Origin of the sequence: Pseudaquabacterium terrae, from assembly GCF_013266755.1 — a bacterium.
GTDB classification, from domain to species: Bacteria; Pseudomonadota; Gammaproteobacteria; order Burkholderiales; family Burkholderiaceae_C; genus Pseudaquabacterium; species Pseudaquabacterium terrae.
Map to the genome: position 1 here is coordinate 251,864 of NZ_JABRWJ010000009.1, position 13,543 is coordinate 265,406.

Here is a 13,543-nt window from a genome sequence, read left to right on the forward strand (position 1 = left end):
GGCGCGGCGCTCACGCGGCCACCGCCGGGGCCAGCCAGCGGCTGAGCCGCACCAACGCGACGCCGGCCTGGCGCAGCGCCACGGCAAAGTCCGCGCCACGCAGCTGCGCGAATTCGTTCTCCCGCGCGCGGCCGATCGGATCGGGCGTGCCGTCGGGCAGCGCCGGGTGGCACATCAGCAGGTCGCCGTCGCCGCACTGCGCCAGCCACTGCTGCAGCCGGCGCGGATGGGCCGCCGCGGCGGCGTGGAAATCATAGACGCCGAGCAAGCGCGCATTGAGCGGATAACCCAGCCGCTGAGCGGCCTCGGCGAAGCGGTGCCCGCCGAGCGCGGCGACCAGCGCCGCCTTGCCGCCGGCGAGGCCGTGCAAGCGGCCGGCCGGGGCGCGGGTACGGCGCAGCCACGGCCGCCGTTGCGGATAACGCTCATCCAGAACGGCCAGCAGCGCCTCGCCGATCAGCGGCAGCTGATGCACGTGGCGATGCCCGTCGACGAAGTCCGGCGGCCGGCCGAGCGCCTGCTCGAAGGCCGTCAGCTGGACCTCGATGCGCTGCCGCAGCAGCGCGCGGTCGAGCCGACCGCTGTAGGCGCGCAGGATCAGCGCCGGCAGCGCCAGCGGCGCGGCATCGGCGCCGACATCCAGGTGCAGGCCGATGTCGATGCCGCCGCGGTCGAGCCGGCGCAGCGCGGGCAGCCCGCAGCCCCAGGCCGGCGCCTCGACCATGCAGGAGACGGCGGTGAGCCGGCCGGCCTGCGCCAGCGCGACGATCGCCTCGTTGATGCCGCAGCGCAGGCCGAAGTCGTCGGCGCAGACGGCGATGCGGCGCAGGCGCTGCGCTTCGCACTCGTCGGCGCTGCCGCCGCGGCGGTGCACCTGGGGCTGGTGCTGATGCTGGTCAACGGCGGGCTGCTCGCACCGCTGCAAGCCAACGTGGCCGGCTGGATCGTGGCGCTGGGGGTCTCGTTCGCCGGCCACCGATGTTTCAGTTTCGCCGCGCAGCGCGCGCCGCTGGGCCGCGCCGCCGTCCGCTTCAGCGCGCTCTCGGCGGCCGGCTTCGTGCTCAACGAGGCCGCCTACGCCGGCCTGCTGCACGGCGGCTGGCGCTACGAGCCTGCGCTCGCCGCGGTGCTGCTGGGCATCGCCGCGCTCACCTATCTGCTGGCGCGTCACTGGGCGTTCCGGGGCACTGCAGCGCCGCCCGCGTCGCGGCATCGCCGCTGTCGACGCGCCACAGCCCGGCGCGCTGCGCCTGCGCCACCGGCCGCGCGTGCGCCAGAAATGGCGCGCGCCGCGCCGCATCCGGCGGAGCCACGATCCAGCTGATGCGGTGCTGGCACAGCCGCGGCGCGAACCGGTTGCGCTCGAGCAGCACCGCCGCGCCGGCGGACGGCGCGAAGGCCGCGGCATCGGACAGTTCGCGGCGCCAGTTGTCGAACGTCGCCAGCGCGGGGTCGTGCCAGTCCTGCACGACGGCGACCGACCGGGGCAACGGGGCGTAGAAGCGCAGGTCGTAGAACAGGCCGTCGACGAACAGCACCGGCTCGCCGGCCGCGCGCTGCGCCGCCAGCGCCAACGCCAGCGGCTGCGTCGAACCGGGCTGGCGCACCAGCAACAGCAGCAGTGCACCGAGGCACAGCGTGACGCCGAGACCGGCGCTGGCGCGCCAGGCCAGCGCCGCGCGGCGCGACCGGGCGGCCCAGGCCAGTCCGGCCGCGGCCACCAGCACCGCCAGCGGCGCCAGCAGCGGCAGCATGTAGCCGATGAGCTTCGAGCGCGGCACCGAGAAGAACACCAGCACCACCAGCAGCCAGCAGCCCATCAACGACCATGGCGCCGCGCCCGGTGCCGCGCCGGCCGCCCGCCTGACGCCCCAAAGCCACGGCCACCACGGCAGGCACAACAACGCCAGCACCGCCGGGTAGAACCACGCCGGCTGCACGTTGTTGAAGCCACCCCGGGCGTAGCGGTGCAGCTGCTGGCCGACGAAGAAGTAGTCGGCGAAGCCCGGGTGGCGCAGCTCCACCAGCACGAACCACGGCGCGGCGATCGCGGCGAAGAGCAGCCAGCCCGGCCACCAGGCCAGCAGACGCGCCTGCGCCAGCCGGCGCTGGCACGCGAGCCACGCCAGCAGCACCAGCAGCGGCAGCACGATGCCGATCAGCCCCTTGGCCAGCACGCCCAGCGCCGCCAAGGCGAAGCCGGCGGCCCGTGCCGGGCGCGGCGCCTGACCGGATCCGGCGGCGGCGCTCTGCAGGGCGTGCGCCCAGGCCAACAGTGCCAGGCCGATGCAGGCGGCGACCAGCATGTCGCAGTTGGCGAACTGCGCACCGATGAAGTACATCGGCTGCGTCAGCAGCGCCAGCAGGCTGGCGCGCGCCAGCGCCGCGCCGGCCCAGCGCCGCAGGTACAGGTACAGCCCCGCCGCCAGCGCGCTGGCACCGAGCAGCGAGGCCGCGCGCGCCGCCCACTCGTGCTGGCCTAACAACGCCAGCGCGGCGGCCGTCAGCCAATAGAACAGCGGCGGCTTGTGGAAGAACGGCAGCCCATCCAGGCGCGGCGTCAGCCAGTCGCCCGACTGCAGCATCTCCAGCGCCACGCCGACGTAGCGGCCCTCGTCCGGGAGCGCCAGTGCGCGCAGGCCGGCGCCGGCGCCGAGCCAGGCGACGATCGCCGCGAGCACACCGAGCGCTTCGGCCGGCCACCAGCTCAGTGGGCCGCCCCGGGCGGCGCTCATGACTCGCGCGATGGCAGCCCCCGGCCCCATGCGCGCTTGACGACGTACAGCGGCCGCGCCTTGACCTCGTCGAAGATGCGACCGACATACTCGCCGAGGATGCCGATCGACACCAGCTGCACCCCGAGCAGGAACAGCAGGCTGACGATGACGGTGGTCCAGCCCGGCACCGGGTGGCCGTACAGCAGCGCCTGCAGCGCGACGAAGCCGCCGTAGCCGAAGCCGATCAGCGCCAGCACGCCGCCGAACAGACCGGCGGCGCGCAGCGGCCAGGTGCTGAAGGCGGTCAGGCCGTCGATCGACAGGCGCAGCAGCCGCCACAGGCCGAAGCGGCTGCGCCCGTGCGCGCGCGGCGGCGGCGCGTAGGGCAGCGCCACCGCGTCGTAGCCGACCCAGGCGTAGAGGCCCTTCATGAAGCGGCGACGCTCCGGCAGCGCCAGCAGCGCATCGACGACCACGCGGTCCATCAGCCGGAAGTCGCCCGCACCGGCCGGCAGGGTGACCCCGCTGGCCGCGTTCATCAGGCGATAGAAGACCGCCGCGCCGAGGCGCTTCAGCAGGCCCTCGTCGGCGCGCCCGCTGCGCGCGGCGTAGACCATGTCGGCGCCGCGCCGCCACAGCGCGAGCATCTCGGCGATCAGCGCCGGCGGGTGCTGCAGGTCGGCATCCATCGTCAGCACCACCTCGCCGCAGGCGGCGCCCAGGCCGGCCGTCAGCGCCGCCTCCTTGCCGAAGTTGCGCGCCAGCTGCAGCACGCGCAGGCCCGGCCGCAGCGCGGCCTCGGCCAGCAGCGCAGCGGTGCCGTCGGTGCTGCCGTCGTCGACGAGGATCAGCTCCCAGTCGCAGCCGCAGTGCTGCAGGGCCTCGTCGAGTTGCGGCAGCAGCAGCGCCAGGTTGCGCGCCTCGTTCCAGCACGGCACGACGCACGACAGCCGCGGCCGCGCGCTGCGCCCGGGCGGCAGACGCGCCGGCGTGGCGTGCGCGGGGTCGTCGGTGCGCGCCGCTGCGGGCGCATGCGACGGCGCCGCGACACGCAGCAAGGCAGGAGCGAACGGTGGATTCATGGCGCGGCGGGGCGGGCTGTGACCCGCCGCAGTGTGAGAACGCTCGCTTAGCGGACGCTTAAGCCATCAGGGCAGCTTCTTCTCCGCCTCGCTGATCGGCTGCCCTTTGTCGAAGATGATCTTCCACACGCCGGGCGCTTCCTGGCGCCAGACCGAGTTGAAGCGCGACGTGCGCTTGCCCGACGGATCGCGCACCGGACCCGACGAATGTGCCAACGTGCCGTCGGCCAGCACGTCGACCTGGTCCGGCTCCCACGAGAACGGCGCTTCCTTGCCGTCGTAGAACTGCTTCCAGACCTCGACCACCGCGGCCTTGCCGCGCAGCACGCGCGTATTGCCGTAGAAGATCGTCTGCTCGGACAGGTGGCGCGTGAACGCCGCGAGGTCGCGGTCGGCCATCGACTTCGCGAAGGCGCGCTCTGCCGCCTCGACCTGCTTGCGCAGCACCTCGAGGTCCGGCGCCTGCGCTGCTGCACCGGCACTCATCGCGGCCACCCACAGGCCCGCCGCGATCCGAACGGCAGCCCGCATTTCAACGCGAGGCCGCAGGCAGTGCCTGCGGCTCTTCGTGCAGCAACCAGAACAGCAGGATCAGCGCCGCCGCGCCGCCGATCGGGAACAGCAGCACCGCGGCCGCGATGGCGCCGAACACGGTGCGGCCCATGCGATGCGCGCCGATGCCCAGCAGCACCCAGTGCAGCGGCAGCGCGAGCGCGATCACCAGCCCGAGGGCGACGGTGCGCGGCACCGACTCGACCGTCGAATAGACCATCGGCGGCAGGAACATCGTGATCGCGGCGACCGCGGCGATCAGCGCCAGCGCCGAGTCGGCGAGGGCCCGGCGGGCCGGCTTGTTGGGCATGGTGGCATCTCCGAACGAGGTCGGTCGATCGTACGCCGAAGCGACGGCGCCGGGCACCCACAATCCCCGGATGACCCGCCCCCCGCGCCGCTGGATCGCGCACCTCGACATGGACGCGTTCTACGCCTCGGTCGAGCTGCTGCGTTATCCCGATCTCAAGGGTCGGCCGGTGGTCATCGGCGGCGGCCGCCGCCACCAGCCCGAGCTGCTGGCCGATGGCACGCGGCGTTATGCGCGGCTGGCCGACTACACCGGCCGCGGCGTCATCACCACCGCGACCTATCCGGCGCGCGACCTCGGCGTGCACTCCGGCATGGGCCTGATGAAGGCCGCGCTGCGTGCGCCGCAGGCGGTGCTGCTGCCGACCGACTTCGACCAGTACCGAGCCTACTCGCGCCGCTTCAAGGCGGCGGTGGCCGAGGTCGCGCCGCTGATCGAGGACCGCGGCATCGACGAGATCTACATCGAGCTGACCGAGCTGCCCGGCGCGCAGGAGCCGGTCGGCCACGATCCGTACGGCGGCGTGCGGGCGATCGCGCTGGACATCAAGAACAACGTCCGGCGCGCGACCGGCCTGACCTGCTCGATCGGCGTGACGCCGAACAAGCTGCTGTCGAAGATCGCCTCCGAGCTCGACAAGCCCGACGGGCTGACGCTGCTGACGCACGAGGACATCCCCGAGCGCATCTGGCCGCTGCCGGTGCGGCGCATCAACGGCATCGGGCCGAAGGCCGGTGCCAAGCTCGCCACGCTCGACATCCACACCATCGGCGAGCTCGCCGAGCGCGAGCGGCCCTGGCTGGTGCAGCAGTTCGGCCGCAGCTACGGCGCCTGGCTGCACGACGCCTCGCACGGCGTCGACGAGCGCGCGCTGGTCACGCACAGCGAGCCGGTGACGATCAGCCGCGAGACGACCTTCGACCGCGACTTGCACGCCAAGCGCGACAAGGCCGAGCTGTCGGCGATCTTCACGCGGCTGGTCGAGCAGCTGGCGCTCGACCTGCAGCGCAAGGGTTACGTCGGCCGCACGATCGGCATCAAGCTGCGCTTCGAGGACTTCAAGACCGTCACGCGCGACATGACGATCGAGGCGCCGACCGCCGAAGCGGCGACGATCCGGCTGGCCGCGGGCCTGTGCCTGAAGCGCGTCGACCTGGCGCGGCGCATCCGGCTGCTCGGCGTGCGCGTAAGTGCGCTGCGGCGCGCCGGTCCTGGGTCGGACCCGGGTGCGCGCGCATGACCAGCCCGCCTAACATCAGCCCACGATGAAAAAACTCCTTGCCCTCGCCACCCTCGGCCTGCTGCTGCAGGCGTCCGCCCAGGCCGGGCAGGTCCAGGTCAGCGTCACCGCGCCGGACGGCCAGCCGGTCGCCGATGTCGCGGTGATGGTCCACCCGACCGCGGCGTGGGCCGCGCAGCCGCTGCCCGAGCCGGTGCTGATCGCGCAGCGCAACATCCGCTTCGCGCCCTTCGTCACCGTCGTGCCGGTCGGCGCGACGGTTCGCTTCGTCAACCAGGACCGCTTCGACCACCACGTGCGTTCGCAGCCAGGAGGGCCGCTCGGCAACGTGCCGCCGGCCAAGCAGTTCGAGTTCCGCATGGCCGGTGCCGCCGGCGGCAAGGACGGCACCGCCGCCGACCTGAAGATGGACGTGCCGGGCATCGTCGCGCTCGGCTGCCACCTGCATGGCTCGATGCGCGGCCATGTCGTCGTCAGCACCACGCCGTGGTACGCGGTGACCGACGACAAGGGCGTCGCGACGATTGCCAACGTGCCGGACGGCCAGGTCGAGGTGAAGCTGTGGCATCCCGAGCAGCTGACCGAGCAAGCGGCGACGCGGGTGCAGGTGGCCGGCAACGCCAATGCCGATACGAAGCTGAACTTCGCGCCGCGCCGCCGCAACCGCTGATCAGCTGCGGCGCGTCGGCAGCCGCCACAGCCAGGTGCCGACGCCCGCGCAGCACACCGCCGGCAGCCAGGCCACGCGCGGCGGCAGCATGAAGGCGGCCCACACCGAGCCGATCGTCATCATCACCAGCGCCAGCTGCTTGGCGCGCAGCGGCACGGCGCGATGTTCGCGCCAGTCGCGCACCAGCGGACCGAAGCGCGGATGCCCCAGCAGCCACGCCTCCCAGCGCGCGCTGCCGCGGGCGAAGCAGAACGCGGCCAGCAGCACGAAAGGCGTCGTCGGCAGCAGCGGCAGGAAGATGCCGATGAATCCGGTGACCAGGCTCACGCCCCCGGCCGTGAGCCACAGCGCGCGCTGCCACAGCGGGCGGACGATCGGCGCGGCATCGGTCGGAACGACAGGCATCATCGATCGATGCTAACCGCGCGGGTCGGCATTGCTACAGTGCCCGGCCATGCCCGCCGCTCCCCGCGACCTGCGCTTCCCCTCGATCGACGGGCTGCGCGCCTTTGAAGCCGTGGCGCGGCTCGGCAGCTTCGAACGCGCAGCCGACGAGCTGGCGGTGACGGCCAGCGCCGTCGGCAAACGCCTGGCGACGCTGGAGGATCTGCTCGGCACACCGCTGCTGCAGCGCACGGGGAAGGCGCTGGCCTTGAGCGCTGCCGGCAAGGAATACCTCGAGCAGGTGCGCTCGGCGCTGGCGCTGCTGTCGGCGATGCCGCTGCACCAGCGCGCGGCGCAGCGCATCGAGCGGCTGCGCGTGACGACGCCGCCGACCTTCGCGCGCCAGATCCTGGTGCCGCGACTCGAAGCCTTCACCCATGCGCAGCCGCAGATCGAGCTCGAGCTGCTGCTGTCGATTCCCTACCTCGACCAGGCGCCGCCCGACAGCGATGTGCTGGTGCGCACGGCCAGCCGCGAGGCAGGCGTCGAGCACGGCACGCTGCTGCTCGACGACCGCGTGCTGCCGGTGGCCGCGCCGGGGCTGCTGGCCAAGCTGCCGCCGCTGCGCGAGCCTGCGGACCTGCGCCACGCGCCGCTGCTGCGCACGCCGCTCGAGCCGTGGACGCCGTGGTTTCGCGCGGCCGGCCTCGACTGGCCGGAGCCGGCCAGTGGGCCGCGGCTGGTCGACCTCGGGCTGACGCTCGAAGCAGCGGTGTCGGCGCAAGGCGTCGCGCTCGCACGGCCGACGCTCGCACGCGCCTGGCTCGACACCCGCACCTTGAAGCCGCTGTTCCCGATCAGCGCGCCGGCGGCGAATCCGTACTTCCTGTGGCCGCCCGAGCCGCAAGGCGCCGCCGCTGTCTTCACCCGCTGGCTGCGCGGCGTCTGCGCCGAGGCCGAGGCGTGGTCGGCGGAATGGCTTTCCGGCCTGCGCTGACGAAGTTTCCGGCTGTCCGCTCGCCGCCGCCGCTAGCATCCTCGCCACGAGGAGACGCCCCAGACCATGACCGTCATCACCAACATCGAAGACCTGCGCGTCCTGGCCCAGCGGCGCGTGCCGCGCATGTTCTACGACTACGCCGATTCCGGCAGCTGGACCGAGGGCACCTATCGCGCCAACAGCGAGGACTTCCAGCGCATCAAGCTGCGCCAGCGCGTGGCCGTCAACATGGAAGGCCGCAGCACCGCGACGACGATGGTCGGCGTGCCGGTGGCGATGCCGGTGGCGCTGGCCCCCGTCGGCTCGACCGGCATGCAGCACGCCGACGGCGAGATCCTCGCCGCGCGCGCGGCCGAGAAGTTCGGCGTGCCCTTCACGCTGTCGACGATGAGCATCTGCTCGATCGAAGACGTCGCGGCGAACACCACGAAGCCGTTCTGGTTCCAGCTCTACGTGATGCGCGACCGCGCGTTCAGCCAGCGGCTGATCGAGCGTGCCAAGGCCGCGAAGTGCGGCGCGCTGGTGCTGACGCTGGACCTGCAGATCCTCGGCCAGCGCCACAAGGACCTGAAGAACGGCCTGTCGGTGCCGCCGAAGCCGACGCTCGGATCGCTGGCCAACCTGGCGACCAAGCCGCGTTGGATCCTCGGCATGGCCGGCACCAAGCGGCGCCAGTTCGGCAACATCGTCGGCCACGTCCAGGGCGTCAGCGACATGAGCTCGCTGTCGCAATGGACCGCCGACCAGTTCGACCCGACGCTCAACTGGGGCGATGTCGAGTGGATCAAGAAACACTGGGGCGGCAAGCTGATCCTCAAGGGCATCCAGGACGTCGAGGACGCGAAGCTCGCGGTGGCGAGCGGCGCCGACGCGCTGATCGTCAGCAACCACGGCGGCCGCCAGCTCGACGGCGCGCAGTCGAGCATCGGCGCGCTGCCGGCGATCGTCGACGCGGTCGGCTCGCAGATCGAGGTGCACATGGACGGCGGCATCCGCTCGGGCCAGGACGTGCTGAAGGCCCGGGCGCTCGGCGCGCGCGGCTGCTACATCGGCCGCGCGTTCATCTACGGCCTGGGCGCGATGGGCGAAGCCGGCGTGACGACTGCCCTGCAGGTGATCCACAAGGAGCTCGACCTGACGATGGCCTTCTGCGGCCGCACGCGCATCGAGCAGGTCGGCAAGGACATCCTGCTGCCGGGGACCTTCCCGACAGCCTGAACGCTCAATCGGCGCTGCCTGGCAGCTGGCGCAACACCGCCTGCAGCGCTGCCAGCGCATGCCGCACCTTGGCCGGCTGCGCCTCGCGCTGCGGCGTGACAGCCCACACCGGCACCGTCGGCAGGCGCCATTCGCTCAGCAGCGGCACGAGGCGGCCGGCACGCAGGTCGTCGTCGGCATCGGGCCGCACCAGCAGCGCCAGGCCGAGGCCGGTGGCGCACAACTGCTGGATCGTCAGCTGGTTGTTGCTGACGACGCGCGGCTCGACGCGCAGCCGCTCGACCGCGCCATCGCCGCCGGTCAGCTCGATCATCAGCCCGCCTTCGGAGCGCGTGTCGCCGCCCAGCCACTCGTGCTGCGCCAGATCAGCGGGTCGCTGCGGCATGCCGGCGCGCGCCAGGTAGGCGGGCGCCGCGCACAGGCTCCAGCCGAAGCTGCACAGCCGCCGCGCGACCCAGCTCGAATCCGGCATCCGCCCGGCGCGCAGCGCCAGGTCGATGCGGGCCTCGATCAGGTCGATCATCTGGTCGTCGACCAGCAGCCGCAGCTTCAGCGCCGGATGCTGCGCCAGCAGCGGCGCCAACGCCGGCCCGACATGGCGCGCGAAACCCACCGGCGCGGCCAGCCGCAGCTCACCTTCGAGCGCGTCGCGCGCCAGCTGCAGCTGCTCGCGCGCCTGCGCGGCCGAGTGCACCAGCGCCTCGCAGTGCGCATGCACCCGCTGGCCGACCTCGGTCAGCCGCAGCTTGCGGGTCGAGCGGTGCAGCAGGATCACGCCATGCGCCGCCTCCAGCGCGCGCACGCGCTGGCTGACCGCCGACGGCGTCATGCCGAGCTGCCGCGCGGCCCCGCTCATCGAGCCCAGCCGCACCACGGCGGCAAACACCGCCATCGCTTGCAGATCGTCCATCTTGAAGCTCCGCTTCAATGAGATGGCGATTCTGACCGGCTAGTGGGTCGATCGTGAAGTTGGAATCATGGAGGCCGTGCATTTCAACCCCCACGGAGAACCACCCCATGAACATCGCCCTGATCGGCGGCACCGGCTTCGTCGGCGCCGCAGTGCTTGAAGAACTGCTGCAGCGCGGCCACCGCGTGACCGCGCTGGTGCGCGATCCGGCCAAGCTCACGCCGCGCGACGGCTTGACCGTCGTCGCCGCCGACGTGCAGCAGGCAGCGCAGGTCGCGCAGGCCGTCGAGGGCCACGATGCGGTGGTCAGCGCCTTCAATCCCGGCTGGTCGGAGCCCAAGCTGTACGAGCTGTTCCAGTCCGGCAGCCGCGCGATCCTCGCCGGCGTCAAGCGAGCCGGGGTGGGGCGCGTGCTGATCGTCGGCGGCGCCGGCAGCCTGTTCGTCGCGCCGGGGGTGCAGCTGGTCGACACGCCGGCCTTCCTCGACCACGTGCCGCCGAACATCGTGCCCGGCGCACAGGCCGCGCGCGACCTGCTGACCGAGCTGCGCGGCGAAACCGCGCTCGACTGGGTCTTCCTGTCGCCGCCGGCGATGCTGCAGCCCGGCCCGCGCAGCGGCGCCTACCGGCTCGGCGGCGAGGAGCTGCTGATGAACGGCGAGCAGCCGGCCGGCATCACGGTGAGCGACCTCGCGGTGGCGATCGCCGACGAGACCGGCACGCCGCAGCACCATCGGCAGCGCTTCACCGTGGCTGCGGCCTGACTCAGCTGCCGTCCTTCAAACCGGCGTGTGCCGCGCCGGCGCTGTCGTAGAGCCTCGGCACGACACCCCGCGCCGCCAGCGCCGGCCCGAGCTTCGCGCGCAGGAAGGCGGAGGTCGTGTAGCGCACGACGCTGCGGTAGTGGCGCTCGACCAGCAGCCGGACCATCGCTGCCCAGTCGTCCTCGACGTCGGGGTCGAGCGCGAAGTGGTCGTAGTTGACGACGACGTCGACCTTGTAGGCCAGCGGCGCGAGCAGCCGCTCGACCTCGCCGCGCACCGCCTCGACGTCCTCGCTGCGGCGGATCGACAGGTGTTCGAAGTTGATGAACAGCGTGCGGCGCGCCTCGTCGAGGTGGAAGCGCTCGGGCAGCGGCAGCAGCAGCAGGCGCGCGCGCAGCGCCATCGGCTCGTCGCGGAAGATCGCCGCGTCCATCAGCCGCGGCGGCCGCTCGATCACCGGCGCGAATTCCATCAGCGCGAGGATGTCGCGCCCAAGGTCGACGCCGGGTGCGATCTCGGTCAGCTCGAGCCCCTTCTCGTGCAGCCGGAAGACGCAACGCTCGGTGACGTAGAGCACCGGCTGGCGCCGCCGCCAGGCCTCGCGGCCCGAGAAGGTGATCTGCTCGACGCGGCGCACGAACTTGGGCGCCGGCGTGCCATCGGCGCCGCGGGCGGTGAAGCTGCCGACGAAGACCACGCGTTGCGCGTTCTGGCTGATGTTGATGAAGCCGCCGGCACCGGCCAGGCGGGGGCCGAAGCGGCTGACGTTGAGGTTGCCCTCGGCGTCGGCCTGTGCGAGGCCGAGGATCGCGAGGTCGAGCCCGCCGCCGTCGTAGAAGTCGAACTGGTAGGGCTGGTCGATGATCGCCTGCGTATTGACGGCCGCGCCGAAGTTCAGCCCGCCGGCCGGAATGCCGCCGATCACGCCCGGCTCCGCGGTCAGCGTGATCAGGTCGATCACCCGCTCCTCGGCGGCCACCGCGGCGACGCCCTCGGGCATGCCGATGCCGAGGTTGATCACGCTGTTCGGCTTCAGCTCCAGCGCCGCGCGGCGGGCGATCAGCTTGCGCTCGCTCATCGGCATCGCTTCGACACGGCCGGCAGGCACCCGCAGCTCGCCGGCGAAGGCAGCGCTGTAGGGCTCGGCGAAGGTCTGCCAGTGGTAGGCCGGGTCCTCGGCGAGCACGACGCAATCGACCAGCGCGCCGGGGATCTTGACCTCGCGCGGGTGCAGCGATTGCGCGGCCGCGAGGCGCTCGACCTGCACGATGACGATGCCGCCGGAGTTGTGCGCGGCCATCGCGATGGCCAGCGCCTCCAGCGTCAGCGCCTCTCGCTCCATCGTGATGTTGCCGTCGGTGTCGGCGGTGGTGCCGCGGATGAAGGCGACGTCGATCGGGAAGCTCTTGTAGAACAGGACATCCTCGCCGTCGATCTGCAGCAATCGAACCCGCTCGTCGGTGCTGCGGTCATTGATCGCGCCACCGCCCTGGCGCGGATCGACGAAGGTGCCGAGGCCGACGCGCGACAGATGGCCCGGCTTGCCGGCGGCGATGTCGCGGAACAGGTGCGAGATCACGCCCTGCGGCAGGTTCCAGGCCTCGATCGCACCCGACACCGCCAGCTTCTGCAGCGCCGGCACGAGGCCCCAGTGGCCGCCGATGACGCGGCCGACGAGCCCGGCGTGGCCGAGGTGGTTCAGCCCGCGCGACCGGCCATCGCCCTGCCCCGCGGCATACACCAGCCCCAGGTTGCGCGGCGCACCGGTGGCGAGGAAACGCTCCTCGAGCGCGACCGCCAGGTTCTCCGGAAAGCCGATGCCGACGAAGCCGCCGGTGGCCAGCATGTCGCCGTCAGCCAGCAGTTGGACCGCTTCCGCGGCGCTGACCAGCTTGCCGCGGCTTGCAGCGCGCAACGCGCTCATCCGCTGATGGGCGTGGGATGTCTGGGCCATGTCTTTTGTCTCCTCGGACCCACCGATTGAAGCGGGTGACCCCTCGATTTTGCTGACACGAAGCTGACAACGAGCCTAAGATCGGGCAAGTCCCGAGTCCCGAGGAGGCCCCTCATGCTGACGCTGCAGCAACTGTCGACCGTGAAGCGCTGGCACCAGACGCATCACAAACGCGGCCTCGAATACCAGCTGTGGGACGCGATGCTCACGTGCTGGATCCTGGGCTGGATGGGCCTGCCGGCGGCGCTGCTGCTGGCGCCGGAGATCGGCGTGCTGCTGTGCCCGGTGCTGTATTTCGCGCCGTCGCTCTATGTGCGTCTGAGGCTGCGGCTGCATCGCCGCGGTGTGCTGCGCTGCGATTGGCTCGACAGCGCACGGATGGTCTGAGGCGCCTGCCGGCGCGCGAGGGTCAGCGCGGACCCTGGTAGATCTCGAACAGCATCAGCGCCAGTCGGCGCAGCAGCGGATCGGTCGCGCCATGCGCGGTGGCGATGCGCTCGAAGGCATAGCAGCGGTCGTAGCGCATGCGCTGGATCGCCACCCACTCGCCGACGCCCTCCATGCGGAACTGGAAGCTCGCCAGCAAGCCCATGTCGAGGCAGCAGGCGGGCACCAGCGCGGGCAGGATGCGGCCGCCGCCGAAATAGGCGAGCGGCAGGTGGTCGAGCTCGGTGGTGTCGTGGGAGAGGGGCATCGCAGCGGCCTCGCAAGATCGGCTGGTGATGCGATCTTGCGCCGGCCG

General features: G+C 72.2%; 15 protein-coding genes and 1 pseudogene. 7 read left to right on the forward strand and 9 right to left on the reverse strand.

The features are described 5' to 3' along the window. Positions 1-10: 10 nt before the first annotated feature. Positions 11-874 carry a ChbG/HpnK family deacetylase gene (locus HLB44_RS27870; RefSeq protein ID WP_173130719.1) on the reverse strand — a complete coding sequence of 288 codons (864 nt, stop codon included), beginning with the start codon at positions 872-874 and terminating at the stop codon, positions 11-13. 15 nt (positions 875-889) lie between these two features. On the opposite strand from HLB44_RS27870, the pseudogene HLB44_RS37470 reads away from it, so the two are divergent. Beyond that, positions 890-1,120 (forward strand): annotated as a pseudogene (locus HLB44_RS37470) (GtrA family protein); the annotation flags it as partial. A gap of 28 nt (positions 1,121-1,148) precedes the next feature. On the opposite strand, the gene HLB44_RS37475 reads toward HLB44_RS37470, so the two are convergent. From HLB44_RS37475 to HLB44_RS27890, 4 genes are all read right to left on the reverse strand, one after another. After that, positions 1,149-2,735 carry an ArnT family glycosyltransferase gene (locus HLB44_RS37475; protein WP_246312502.1) on the reverse strand — a complete coding sequence of 529 codons (1,587 nt, stop codon included), beginning with the start codon at positions 2,733-2,735 and terminating at the stop codon, positions 1,149-1,151. Next, entirely contained in the window at positions 2,732-3,799 is a 1,068-nt protein-coding gene (locus HLB44_RS27880; protein ID WP_173130722.1) for a glycosyltransferase family 2 protein, read from the reverse strand. The genes HLB44_RS37475 and HLB44_RS27880 overlap by 4 nt, the downstream gene beginning before the upstream one ends. A gap of 66 nt (positions 3,800-3,865) precedes the next feature. Further along, the gene (locus HLB44_RS27885) at positions 3,866-4,330 is read right to left on the reverse strand and encodes a YybH family protein (RefSeq protein ID WP_173130724.1); all 465 of its coding nucleotides are present in this window, start codon (positions 4,328-4,330) and stop codon (positions 3,866-3,868) included. Between the two features lies 1 nt (position 4,331). Further along, positions 4,332-4,661: a hypothetical protein gene (locus HLB44_RS27890; protein WP_173130727.1), complete on the reverse strand. Its 330-nt coding sequence runs from the start codon at positions 4,659-4,661 to the stop codon at positions 4,332-4,334. A gap of 70 nt (positions 4,662-4,731) precedes the next feature. On the opposite strand from HLB44_RS27890, the gene dinB reads away from it, so the two are divergent. Both dinB and HLB44_RS27900 read left to right on the forward strand, forming a co-directional pair. Then, positions 4,732-5,901: a DNA polymerase IV gene (dinB, locus tag HLB44_RS27895; RefSeq protein WP_173130746.1), complete on the forward strand. Its 1,170-nt coding sequence runs from the start codon at positions 4,732-4,734 to the stop codon at positions 5,899-5,901. A gap of 25 nt (positions 5,902-5,926) precedes the next feature. Next, positions 5,927-6,571: a cupredoxin domain-containing protein gene (locus HLB44_RS27900; protein WP_173130749.1), complete on the forward strand. Its 645-nt coding sequence runs from the start codon at positions 5,927-5,929 to the stop codon at positions 6,569-6,571. Here HLB44_RS27900 and HLB44_RS27905 read toward each other — a convergent pair whose 3' ends face one another. Further along, positions 6,572-6,976, reverse strand: a complete 405-nt coding sequence (locus HLB44_RS27905; protein WP_246312503.1) for a YbaN family protein — start codon at positions 6,974-6,976, stop codon at positions 6,572-6,574. A gap of 49 nt (positions 6,977-7,025) precedes the next feature. Here HLB44_RS27905 and HLB44_RS27910 point away from each other — a divergent pair, with 49 nt between their 5' ends. Together HLB44_RS27910 and HLB44_RS27915 are read left to right on the forward strand one after the other, a co-directional pair. After that, positions 7,026-7,952, forward strand: coding sequence for a LysR family transcriptional regulator (locus tag HLB44_RS27910; protein WP_173130756.1), 927 nt, complete (start codon positions 7,026-7,028; stop codon positions 7,950-7,952). Positions 7,953-8,018: 66 nt separating this feature from the next. Then, positions 8,019-9,173 carry an alpha-hydroxy acid oxidase gene (locus tag HLB44_RS27915; protein ID WP_173130759.1) on the forward strand — a complete coding sequence of 385 codons (1,155 nt, stop codon included), beginning with the start codon at positions 8,019-8,021 and terminating at the stop codon, positions 9,171-9,173. Positions 9,174-9,177: 4 nt separating this feature from the next. On the opposite strand, the gene HLB44_RS27920 is transcribed toward HLB44_RS27915, so the two are convergent. After that, on the reverse strand, positions 9,178-10,083 hold the full coding sequence (locus HLB44_RS27920) for a LysR family transcriptional regulator (RefSeq protein WP_173130762.1): 906 nt from the start codon (positions 10,081-10,083) through the stop codon (positions 9,178-9,180). A 107-nt stretch (positions 10,084-10,190) separates the two neighbouring features. Here HLB44_RS27920 and HLB44_RS27925 point away from each other — a divergent pair, with 107 nt between their 5' ends. Beyond that, positions 10,191-10,847 carry an NAD(P)-dependent oxidoreductase gene (locus tag HLB44_RS27925; protein WP_173130765.1) on the forward strand — a complete coding sequence of 219 codons (657 nt, stop codon included), beginning with the start codon at positions 10,191-10,193 and terminating at the stop codon, positions 10,845-10,847. A gap of 1 nt (position 10,848) precedes the next feature. Here HLB44_RS27925 and HLB44_RS27930 read toward each other — a convergent pair whose 3' ends face one another. Further along, positions 10,849-12,801 (reverse strand): acyl CoA:acetate/3-ketoacid CoA transferase, encoded by a 1,953-nt coding sequence (locus HLB44_RS27930; protein WP_246312504.1) that lies wholly within the window; start codon positions 12,799-12,801, stop codon positions 10,849-10,851. 114 nt (positions 12,802-12,915) lie between these two features. Between HLB44_RS27930 and HLB44_RS27935 the strand changes: the two genes are divergently transcribed. After that, on the forward strand, positions 12,916-13,188 hold the full coding sequence (locus HLB44_RS27935) for a hypothetical protein (RefSeq protein ID WP_246312505.1): 273 nt from the start codon (positions 12,916-12,918) through the stop codon (positions 13,186-13,188). A 22-nt stretch (positions 13,189-13,210) separates the two neighbouring features. Here HLB44_RS27935 and HLB44_RS27940 read toward each other — a convergent pair whose 3' ends face one another. Continuing rightward, a complete protein-coding gene (locus tag HLB44_RS27940) occupies positions 13,211-13,495 on the reverse strand; it encodes a hypothetical protein (protein WP_173130768.1) in 285 nt (94 codons plus the stop codon). Positions 13,496-13,543: the final 48 nt, after the last annotated feature.